This window comes from Pedobacter sp. 01N416 (assembly GCF_056399685.1).
In genome coordinates, this window is the sequence record NZ_JBFTRT010000321.1 from 1 (window position 1) to 12093 (window position 12093).

Annotated in this window: 8 protein-coding genes and 1 pseudogene; all 9 read left to right on the forward strand. The window is 42.6% G+C overall.

All coding sequences use genetic code 11. The features are described 5' to 3' along the window. Positions 1-1833 (forward strand): hypothetical protein (locus AC1DND_RS17330; protein WP_477583490.1); only part of this gene is annotated, 1833 nt, incomplete at its 5' end. Positions 1834-1992: 159 nt separating this feature from the next. After that, positions 1993-6495 carry a DUF6443 domain-containing protein gene (locus AC1DND_RS17335; RefSeq protein WP_477583492.1) on the forward strand — a complete coding sequence of 1501 codons (4503 nt, stop codon included), beginning with the start codon at positions 1993-1995 and terminating at the stop codon, positions 6493-6495. Beyond that, complete coding sequence (locus AC1DND_RS17340; RefSeq protein WP_477583493.1) at positions 6492-6746, forward strand: hypothetical protein; 255 nt, start codon at positions 6492-6494, stop codon at positions 6744-6746. The genes AC1DND_RS17335 and AC1DND_RS17340 overlap by 4 nt, the downstream gene beginning before the upstream one ends. Positions 6747-6919: 173 nt before the next feature. Then, a pseudogene (locus tag AC1DND_RS17345) lies at positions 6920-7105 on the forward strand (RHS repeat-associated core domain-containing protein); the annotation flags it as partial. A 728-nt stretch (positions 7106-7833) separates the two neighbouring features. Beyond that, a complete protein-coding gene (locus AC1DND_RS17350; RefSeq protein ID WP_477583495.1) occupies positions 7834-8544 on the forward strand; it encodes a hypothetical protein in 711 nt (236 codons plus the stop codon). Between the two features lie 127 nt (positions 8545-8671). Then, on the forward strand, positions 8672-9358 hold the full coding sequence (locus AC1DND_RS17355) for a hypothetical protein (protein WP_477583503.1): 687 nt from the start codon (positions 8672-8674) through the stop codon (positions 9356-9358). 26 nt (positions 9359-9384) lie between these two features. After that, positions 9385-10035, forward strand: a complete 651-nt coding sequence (locus tag AC1DND_RS17360) for a hypothetical protein (protein WP_477583497.1) — start codon at positions 9385-9387, stop codon at positions 10033-10035. 203 nt (positions 10036-10238) lie between these two features. Beyond that, a complete protein-coding gene (locus AC1DND_RS17365; protein WP_477583499.1) occupies positions 10239-10577 on the forward strand; it encodes a hypothetical protein in 339 nt (112 codons plus the stop codon). Between the two features lie 503 nt (positions 10578-11080). Further along, positions 11081-12093 (forward strand): hypothetical protein (locus tag AC1DND_RS17370; protein ID WP_477583501.1); only part of this gene is annotated, 1013 nt, incomplete at its 3' end.

Genomic DNA, 12093 nt, shown 5'->3' on the forward strand with positions numbered 1-12093 from the left:
GATGTAGGTGGGCTAAGGGTTAAAACCATATCGAAATATGCCAGTCCAACAAGTACCCCTGAAACCAGGACATATGAATATCCAGGCTGGAACATAGACTTTCTGCCAGGGAATGTGGAGGATTATTCCTATTCTGTAGCTGGACTGGTCCCCGACCTGGCTCCGTTTGGTTCTTCTACAACCCCTTGGAGTCAGTTCAGGAGAAGATACCTGTTCAGTGATCCCCTTTTTAATATCAGCCCGCATGGCAGTCCGGTGGTATATGATCAGGTATCGGAATATATCGGTAATGGACAGCAAAATGTCGGGAAAATCAGCTATAATTACGATTTTACGCCAGCTGAGAAAACGACATATCCAAGCAACGGTTATATCGACTTTTATAGCTTTAATGACCCGATACGCTATAAGCAATATCTAAAGCCGTTCAAGGACTGGACCTCTGGTAACCTGATTGGAAAAGCATATTATAAGAATAATAATGGTAATTACGATCTGGTGAACGCTGAAGACTATGAATACCAGGATCTGCCCGGAGAGAGTGTTAGGGGATTCAAGTATGACAGATATGTGGAATATAATCTTGATGGCTGCGCTATCAGGCCAAACTTCCGCATTCCTGAGGATGCAGATTATTATCTGGTTCAATATGGAGGTGAGCCTTATAACTATGGCGATTATTATATTGAGTCGGGATACAGAAGACTCATATCCAAAACGGTGACGAGTGGTGACGGAGTGATTGAAAAAACTAAGTTTGAATATGCAAATAACCTCCTGGATGCCCCCACAAATTCCAAGATGTACAAGAGTAACGGCGATAGCGTTATTAGTGTTTTTAAATATCCGCACGATTTTATCGGACAGCAGCCCTATGCGGACATGGTAAATCTATACCATAAGTGGTCTCCGGTGATAGAACAGGTTAATTACAAGAACGATATCCTGGGGACAAATATCCTTAGTACAACCCGGACCAATTACAGCGACTGGGGCAATTCGATAATTGCGCCGAGTACTGTAGAGGGAAGGAATATGGCTACGGGAACTGATGAGACCCGTTTGCGCTATCACAACTATGATACTAAAGGGAATCCATTAACGATCTCTAAGGAGAACGGATCAAAAATAAGTTACCTCTACAGTTACAATTCCCAGTTTCCAATTGCGGAGATCAAAAACGCAGATTATGCGACAGTAGAGTCGTTATTGGGGGGTAGCAGTGCGGTGAGTAGCTTCAGCAATCAGGCTAGTCCCGACAAGACTGCGATTGATAACTTTCTTTTGCCGCTGAGGAACAATCTTCCCGATGCATTTATTTCGAGCTATGTATATAAACCATTGATTGGTATGGTTAGCCAGACGGATGCGAAGGGGATGACGGTTTATTATGAGTACGATGCTTTCCAGCGGTTGAAACTGGTCCGTGACCAGAATAATAACATTGTCAAGACCTATTGTTATAACTATGCGGGCCAGGTTACGGACTGTAATGCAGGTGGAGGGACGACAACACCTCCGGCGCCTTCGCCGGTTTATGCGCGGGTTGAGGTGGAGAATTCGGTTTCGAGCCCGACAAGTGACGGTAGTAGTACTGATGCGGATTTCTATATAGCCCTTTACAGCGATGCGAACAAAAGAGCGTCAGGAAGTGCTATCAAAGGAGCTGGGGCTGAACCCGGAACAGTCTTTGCAACTTCTGGCAGAGCAGGAGAAATACGGCCAGCAGGTTACCCGCGTATTGCGGGATACTTCATTCCGTGGCCAGAAGCGGGGCATGGAGCTAAAGGCGCTTTCAGAGCGCCACCAAGCTGTGCTGAGGCTATTGCTTAGCCCCCAGCAGCGGGAAAAGATGGCAGCCTCCATCAGGGGACGGAGGCCGGCCGAAATGCAGGCTTTTAGTCAGCAACAGGAATTGAAACTGCCCAAAGGAAAACGTAAAGGTCTGCCCACAGACAGTATTAAAGTGCCAACGCATTAATGCCTCTCCAGATGAAAATAAGAATAAAGATTACCAGCATATTTACCGGGCTTTTAGCCCTCTGTGCAAGCCTTGCGGGCCATGCACAGCTTTCGGTCAGCTATTCGCCTTCGAGCCAGAGCTATAGTACAGGGAGCGCTATCTCTACACTTTCCCCAACAGTTAGCGGGGGTGCGGCGTCAGCCGGCGGGCAGACGACCACTACTTTCGTCAGCAGCGGGCTGTATAACCCGCTGAACACGGCTGTAGATGCAGCAGGCAATGTTTACATCGCCGATTCGGACCACAACCAGATTCAAAAAGTTACCCCATTGGGTACCATGAGCGTACTGGCGGGCTCTGGATCTGCGGGGTCTACGGATGGAACTGGTGCCGGGGCAAGCTTCCAGCACCCTTCGGCACTTGCGGTAGATGCTTCGGGCAATGTCTTTGTATCCGACCAGCAGAACCACCGGATCAGGAAGATCACCCCGGCAGGGGTGGTGACTACCTTTGCGGGCAGCGGGTCACCGGGATTTGCTAACGGTACAGGGACTGGCGCAAGTTTTTACAGCCCGATCGGCCTGGCCTTTGATGGCTCGGGCAACCTTTATGTGGCGGATTATTCGAATAATAGGATCCGCGTGATCACTCCGGCCGGTGTGGTGAGTACTTTTGCGGGTACGGGCACGGCAGGTGCTACCAATGGCAGTGCCTCATCGGCTACTTTCCGCAACCCGATGGGTGTGGCGGTTGATGCCTCTGGCAATGTTTATGTGGCTGACCGGCTGAACCATATGGTCCGCAAGATCAGCGGGGGTACGGTGAGTACGGTTGCGGGCAACGGATCGATGGGTTCGGCCAACGGTTACGGTACCTCTGCCACTTTCCAGTATCCCAATAACCTGGCGATAGATGCTTCGGGCAATATCTATGTGGCCGACCAGCAGAACCATACCATCCGCAGGATCGATGCTTCGGGTTATGTGTCGGCCTTTGCAGGCACGACCTCCGCGGGTACGGTAAACGGTACGGGTTCGGGCGTGCGGCTGAGCTCGCCCTACGGGCTGAGCATCGACAGCCAGGGTACGCTTTATGTGGCGGAAATCGGGAGTTTCTATATCCGCAAGATCGCCACAGCTGCTTTTACGGTTGCGCCAATGCTACCGGCGGGCCTGAACTTCAGCAATGCCAACGGTAACATCACTGGGGTTCCAACGACAGCCTCCGCTGCAGCCAATTATTATATCACGGCTTACAATACCAGTCAGAGCAGTTCTGCCTTTGCGCTGAACATCACGGTAACAGGTGGAAGTACTGCGGGCATCCAGCCGAGCAGTGACCAGAACTTTATTATGGAGACCACAGTGCGTGAAAAAGATGTAATTACACTTGCGCAGGTGGGTAGTCTTTCCATTGCCCAGGCTAACCGTAGTATCCAGTATCTTGATGGGCTGGGCAGGCCGATGCAGGCCGTGCAGGTACAGGCGAGCCCTGGGGGGAAAGATATTGTGCAGCCTGTGGCCTATGATGCCTATGGGAGGGAAACAGTAAAATACCTGCCTTATGCTGCGCAGTCGGCAAACAACGGGGGTTATAAAGCGGATGCTTTGACCCAGCAGGCGAACTATTACAATAACAGCACGGGCTGGGACGCTAATGTGGTCAAAACACCAAACCCTTACAGTGTAACGGTGTTCGAGGCTTCACCATTGAACCGGGTGGAACAGCGGGGTGCTCCGGGAGCTGCCTGGCAGCCTGGAACTGGGCGTACCGTGGTGAGTGAATACGGGACCAATGTGGCGGGCGATGTGAGGAAATGGACGGTGAACAGTTCCGGTGCGAGTTCTGGAAGTAGTTATTATGATGCGGGCAAACTTTATAAATCGACGGTAAAAGATGAGAACTGGGTGCCTGGGGATGTAAAGACGGGTACAACAGATGAATATAAGGACCTGGAGGGAAGGGTGGTATTAAAGCGGGCCTGGGAAACAGCTACTAAAAGTCTTTCCACCTATTATGTTTACGATGACCTGGGTAATTTGCGTTATGTGCTGCCTCCGGCAGTAAACCTGAATACCGACAGGTTATCCGCTGAGATCGATGGTTTTACCGAATCAGATGATGTGTTCAAGGATTTCATTTATGGTTATCATTATGATGGCCGGAAACGGTTAACTGAGAAAAAGATTCCGGGCAAGGGCTGGGAATACYTGGTATACAATAAGCTTGATCAGGTAATATTTACCCAGGACGCACAGCAACGTTTATCTTACCAGTGGATTTTTACCAAATATGATGCTTTTGGAAGGGTTATTATGACCGGTATTTATCTTGATGATGCGCAAAGGGCTATTTTCCAGGATAACCTGAATGCACAGACCTATCCTCTATGGGAAGACAAAGCCCCAGGGTCTTCCTCAGGCATGGGATACACCAATAATGCTTATCCTAATGTCGGGGTCAGTACCTATCTAACGGTCAACTATTACGACGATTATAACTTCTATGACAATACCATGGGTTCACCGGTGCTGCCGCAGGTTAGCGGTGGGCGTACCAAAGGCTTATTGACCGGTACGCGTACAACCGTACTGGGTACAGGAACGATGCTGCTGAGCGTAAACTATTATGATAACGAAGGAAGGGTKATCACGACCAAAAGCGAAAACCACCTGAACGGTGTCAATCAGGGTACTGATGTGGTAGACAATGAGTGGAACTTTGATGGGAGCTTAAAGAAGACTACCCGTGTGCATGTGGGGAACGGCGTGAGTACCACTATTGCCAACACATATGCCTACGACCATGTGGGCAGGACGAAAACCACGAAATCCCAGATCAATGGGGGGCAAGGGGTCACGTTATCGAACTTGACCTACAATGAGATCGGGCAATTGATCGATAAGGGACAGCATAGTACCGATGATGTGAGTTTTGCGCAGCATACTGGCTTTACCTATAACGAGCGTGGCTGGCTGACCAGTCAGGCTAGCGGGCTGTTCAATTTTACATTGGCTTATAACAGTGGCAGTGCCCCGCAGTATAATGGTAATATCTCAAGCCAGACCTATACCAATGGCGGGGGAGCTAATACCTTTAACTACACTTATGACAGGCTGAACCGTTTGACGGTGTCCAGTGCCGGAAACAGCTTGGGAGAGAGCATCAGCTATGATGTGATGGGGAATATCAAAGCCCTGAACAGGGATAACTTCGCGACCAATGATTACCATATCGATCACACGATCAGCTACAATTACCTGAACCTTCCGGTACAGGTGAGCGGGAACCAGAATGTGACCTATACCTACGACGCGGGAGGAAGGAAACTTAAAAARGTAAGTGCCAGCACGGGCACAACAGATTACGTTGAGGGAATTGTTTACAAATCTGATGGATCTATTGATTTCATCCAGACCGAAGAGGGGATCGCGCGGAACAGTAGCGGTGTTTACAGTTATGAGTACAACCAGGCTGACCACCTGGGCAATGTGCGGACGAGTTTTAAGAAGAACCCGGTATCGGGATTGGTGGAACCGATCCAGCGGGATGATTATTATGCTTTTGGTTTAAGGAAGGTTGCAAGTGGCGGAACAAATAAATATCTTTACAATGGCAAGGAGTTGCAGGAAGAACTGGGACAATATGATTACGGGGCTAGGTTCTATGATCCGGTGATTGGCAGATGGAATGTGGTGGATCCGTTGGCGGATGGGAGAGCTGAAATGACGCCGTATCATTTTGTTAGCAATAATCCTATYAAYAGAATAGACCCRGAYGGGAGATGGGATTGGTACCAATCAAATGTAACGGGAACCGTTAAATGGTTCGATGGTACTGGGGAACAGGATGGATACAGGCATGTTGGAGAAGCAGGTGCTGTAAAATCAAGTGATGGTGGGATTGTGAATTTAAACGCAAACGGAACAGCTACTAACAGTGAGACGGGGGAGGAAGTTACCTCATCCACTAGTGGATTGACCAGTATCGTTCCCAAAGACCAGACAGGAGCTTTAGCTAAGTTTTTTTATGATGTTTTATCAGGAGGAGCATATAGTCGTCAGGCAAATGCATTGGATGTTCTAGATAGGGATGGAATAGGCGCATACAATAATCAGATGATTGCTGATGCTCGTACTGAAATTCGAGGTGATTGGATGGTTGGTGCATACCATGGGGCATCGGTATCAGCTCCTAAGGCCGCTACAGGAGGAGGACGAGTGTTTTGGTCAGGTGGTGAAGATGCAATGAATGCAGCCGCGAACTATGCTAAGGTAAATGGAATGACTACATTGGAAATGACAAGAGCAGGGCAGAATTTGACAAAGTTAACACAAGGTATGCCTTGGGAAAAAGCAGGGCCAATGTGGCAACGGTTATCTTCGGCTTATGCAAAAGGAGCAACAGGTTCAGTCCACGTATTCCAAAATGCATCTACAGGAGTACGATTAAATAGTGTTTGGCGAACTGTTGAGTATCCATTATTGAATGGGAAAAATAATTTAATCTTTCATAATGTCTTTAAGCCATGATTACAATAGATAAAATAGGAATATATAAGCGTTTCAATGGGGATATTGATGGTTGGTCAAGAGTTGGGACCAAAGAAGAGAAATCAATTATGACTGACAAAGATTGGTTTTTAATTGAAGGTTTCATTCAAGATATAAACCTTGTCAAAAAAAGCCTTACTTCGGATTCTTTTATGAAATTAGTAAGTGAAAGACTTAATGAAAATTGTGATACTGATGAAACTATTCAAGCATTAAAGGAATTAACTTAAAACAATAAAAGCTCAATTGGTAGAGCTTTGTTATACCCCCTACTGGTCTTAGCATCTCGTTAAGACCAAAATGTAACTTACATAATAAAGCTCGGCAATTTTTAAACTGCCGAGCTTTGTTTCTGTAAAAGTTTAATTAACTTGGCTTTAATTGCTCCAGATGCCCTGTCGTGGAGTTTCTTTATAATGGTAAGGAGTTGCTGGAAGAGCTAGGACAGTACGATTACGGCGCTAGGTTCTATGATCCGGTGATCGGAAGATGGAATGTGGTGGATCCGTTGGCGGAGAAAGGAAGGAGATGGTCTACCTATACCTATGCGTTCAATAATCCTATTTTATTTATCGATCCGGATGGAATGTTTGGTGATTATTATGGTACTGATGGTAAATGGCTAGGAACTGATCATATTGAAGATGATAGAGCATACGTTGCCAAGGATGGCTCATATACCAAACAAGGCGATGGGTATGCTATAAAGAAGTCAGGAATTACAGAGCTAGAAGTTGGCAATAATGAATTAATGCAATTGGCATCAACTTCTTATGGAGAATCCGGGACTTCAAATGTTAAAGAAGAAGTATACGGGATCGCCAGTGCAATTATGAATAATAAGGAAGCGAGAGGTGATGATGCAACGATTTCGTCCACTATAAAAGGCTTTGCTTTTGCTGCAACAGATGGTAATCCAAGAACTACCCAATTTAACGATGCCAGTAACGGCGAAAGAAATGGCACCTTTATGCAGACAGCAATAGGGGGAGCAATAAATGCAGTAAATGGTGGAGTAGATTATTCAAATGGCGCGACGCATTGGGCGGGTTCAGATATAGGTTCTAGTGCAGAAAAAAGAGCCACCGGCGGTTTGTTGTTTACTGATCAATCACATGATATGCAAAGGTTAGGTAGTAAGACTGTTAACGGTGCACCAATTACAACTCACTATTACAATAGCAGTGGAAAGGCAACTGGAGTAAGAGGCAGTTATTCTTATCGATGGGAAACAACAGCAGCACATGGAGGTACAACATTCATGAAAAAAACTAATTCTTTTATTAAAGCATCGGGAGAAAGGCGTTACTAAATATTATGAGAAAATTTATAATAATAATCCAGATAATTGCAATATGTTCACTTTTCGGTTATGTGAACGCTCAAGGACTTAAAAATGATCAAAACCATGTTAATAAGCGTCAACAAGTAAAAAGTATTGAAGGCGTTTATATTAGTTTGTCAAAATCTAGAGTTCTTGTCAACAAAGAAATTCAATGTGAACTTTTGCTTTTTGAAACAACCAAAGGTATAAATAAATATGTAGCTAAAATTGAATCCAAAGAAGTAGCGCAATCCATTAATTATTTTAGTCAAGAAGGTAATCACGAAGATTTATTTGTATTTGGCTTGCAAAAATTCCATCTGCAAAATAAAGTTGATCCTCTTTCTTTATCTGCCTACATGATTTTCAGGAATAGTAAAAAGTATCTATGTTTTATTGGTAAAGGGCAATCAGCATCAGGAACTGGGGTACAAGTGTCTTACTTTAACATTTTTGAACTCGATCGATTAGGCAAGGCGATTCTTCATTATGAATTCAATAGCCGTTTTGGAAATATCCATAGCATCGTTGATTACAATAATAATGGTAGTATAAATTATTTCAAGATCGTAAATGGAAATAAAATAGGTCAGTATATACTTACGATAAATAATGTTAAAAGTGGTAAGCCGATAAATAATAGATCGGTTCTGTTGGATTATAAATTGAATGACAAATTCGTGGTATTGAAAAATACCTTCTAAACTGTTAGATTATGGGGCAAGGTTTTACGATCCTGAGATAGGCAGGTGGAATGTGGTGGATCCATTGGCGGAAAAGTTTCATTCAGTTAATCCATATGCCTATACTGACAATAGTCCGATAAATAATATGGATCCAAATGGAATGGAAACGTTATATAACGAAGATGCTCAAAATGCGGTTCGCCAATTGCAAAGCCAAAATTCTTCGCAAAATCGAAACCATCCTCCAGATTGGTTTGTGGATAATTCAAATGGTAGTGTGTATTATTTTAGGGGTATAAAGAATATGACACAAGAAATTCTCGATAAATTTGGCTTTGGGATATCTGCTAAAAATTTAGAAAATTTTGGACCAGATAACATGTTTGGTAATAACCCAAAAGGACTTTATGAAAATTCATTAAGTCAAAGTATTCTGGTTATTGAGAATTCAAAATCTTTTATGGCGCAGAATGGGTATAGTGCAGTAGAAAATGTTACGGTTAAGGAACAGGAATTCGTTAGTGGGGGACGAATGGATGGGAACGAAAATATTAAAACGACTATTTCAGAAATATCTCAAATTGGTAAGACAAAGTTAACATATGTTTTGCCAAGCCTTGTAAATTTGAAATACGATGTTATGGAGGTTTCATCAGGAAATAATTCGAAGCTTAGTGCTTTTAGCTCAGCGAGTTCAAGTTCAAAAATAAATTATAGCATAAACAAACCTATTGGGCAAAGCATAAGGGCTACAGCTAAATATTATGAGAATAAGCAGCCAACAGCATCGAAAATTGGTTTTCTATTGAAGTTTATTTCTAAGCTTTTTTAGACCCAATTTAGTTAAATTTACAAACCATGAAAAATATAAGTGTAGTTTTTATTTTATTGATTGTTAGTGTATTTAATGGCTGCGGCCAGAATCAACCAAATACTGGCCAGTTTTATCTTGAAAAGAAAAAGGATTACGAAAAAAAATTCGTTGATCAGTTTCCAGAAAAAGTTTCTTCTTCATCGGATAGTAATCGTGTTTTTTCGTATAGGTATGAATCAAAAAATGATGTAGCATTCATGTTATATGAATACGGTTTACCCGAAAAGGAATTAAAATTGGTTAGAAATAGATCTCAAAAACAGGCAGTTGCTACTTACRATTATTTAGATTCATGTTTGTTGATTGTTAATCGTTTTGAAACAAAAAAGACAATGGATAATTATGAGTTGCCTGATATTAAAGATAGTACACTTCTTGATAAAGAATGCTACCATAATAAACTTCCTATTCCAAATTTCATTATTTACGAGGGGAATAATGGCAATCAGAGTTTTGGATTAGATACGTCCTTCACCATTTATGTATTCGAAGCAAAAAAAATAAATTCCTGGTTAAAAGAATTTAACATGAAACCTGCTTATCAAATGCCAAAACAATGGCAAAATGGTTATTCAAAGGGGATTGCTATTAGTAAAGAAAAAAGAACTGTAATATACTGGACTGTCATTTGGTAATCGGTTTTAACTTATCCCCATCTATCCGTAGTCTTGTGAATTGGAGATAGGGTGCATAAACCAATTTGATTGACCCCATCCCACCAATTTTAGTATATAGCGAAATTAGCTATAAATCAGGATCTTGCTGATTATTTGTTTTTGGTGAAGAGGGGTCAATATGCTATGGTTTATCCAACCAAAGCATATTTAATAAAAATTATATGATAAATAACAAGCTAGATTTCTTAAAAAGAAAAAATAAGGGAAAGTTTTTGCTGAAAAAATATGAAGATATGTTTATTGCTGCTGGTTTGAATGATCTAGAATACATTGATTTAGAGAAATCAGATAACTTAATAAACAGAGTTAGAGAGGTTTTTCCAGGAGTTCAAGGACAATCTGAAATTCTTTCAGATAATATTACTGCTTTTGATTCAGAATTATTGATTAAAGCATTTTCAATTGCTGATTCTGAATATTGTTATGTGTATTCTGATGATGTGTATTATATAGAAATAAGTTTGATATTCAGCTTAAACAAGCTAATCTCAAATAGATAGAATACCCTCGCTGGCGCACGACTGTGGCGTGTGATAAATAAATATAATTGTGACAAAGTCCAGAAATGCTGGGCTTTGTTATTTTAGGCCAGTTGGAGTTTGATTAACCTTGCTCTGGTTTAAGTTGTGCCGTGAGTGAATAATGAGGCTGTACTTATTATTGATAGTAGGTTCATCATTTCGTTGTGCAAGCGAATTTTGGCGCAAGTCTCAAGTGGAATTCCAATTGTTTACTGAAGTTTTATTTTTGTCACATCATTTTCATAGAGAAGCGCCATTTCTGATGGAGTTGCTACACCACTCCAATTCTGGGCATCGATTGAACTAGATAGCCGAAGCCCGCGCCGGTGGCCCTTATCGGGTTTCTTTTGACGGATGATATTTCGTTGTTAAATTTCGTCACCTATAAAAAGGCGTTCATGGTAAAAAAGCGATCGTTCGTCAAAAAGTTTAGGGACATTTCGTTTTTTTCTTGACATTCGGCCGTTGTTCTATGGTTTAGTGTGAGTATTCCGCTACACCAGTTACAGATTGGAAAAATTTCTATGCCTATCAGTGTTTTCTACAATGGTAGCGGAATCAAAGTGAAACAGGCCGAGGGAAATGCAGGGCTTGGCTGGAACCTGCAGGCTGGGGGAGCAATCTATCGCCAATTGAGGGGGCTACCTGATGAAACACAAAAGGATGATCAGGGAAATCAGCGTTTAGGCTGGCTCAGCAATACGAATGGGACAAAGATCAATGCTTTTAATATTGTAAACGATAACAATCAGTCGACCTGTGCGGATGAGGCTACAGACCTCGGATATATCAATGCTAACTTTTCTGATCTTTCTGATACTGAGCCTGATGTATTTGTTGTGAGTGCTCCGGGGCTTGATTGTAAGCTTGTGTTTGATGCAGACCATACCGTAAGAACAATTCCATATATGGATATTAAGGTGACCTATGATCTTGAAACATCGGTGCCTCAGCATTATTCGAGCTACGGGAGGATTAAAAGTTTTGTAATTACAACCGCATCAGGTACAAAGTATGTTTTTGCCGCCTTAGAAACAGCAAGGAAAGCTACAAATTCTTCAAATCCAAACGCGATCAATTTTTTTAAGCGTGAGTACCAGCAGTTCCAGAATGGAATCAGTTATGTTGCTGCCTGGAAGCTGACAAGTATAAAGGATATTGGAGGCGCTGGTTTAGATTTTTTTTATACTGAACCTTCTTTTACTGGTGGGACTGATCGGGTTGCGCTCAGTCAGGGAACAAGCAATACAACATTATATCCTTTTGCCATTACCAATTGGACTTTTGCTATTAACCTTTCCAGGGTTACCTATGGTGGGTGGGATGATGTAGCTTATGAACAGGGCTTAAATTTTTATTACCATAATGCTCCGACCTCGAATGTTCCGTTGATCGATTCTATTACCGGAATGGGGAAAAAATGCGTCTTTCAATACGACTTTTACAAATCTAATAATAATGGCAATGTTTACCGTTCACTTTTGATGAATGTTTC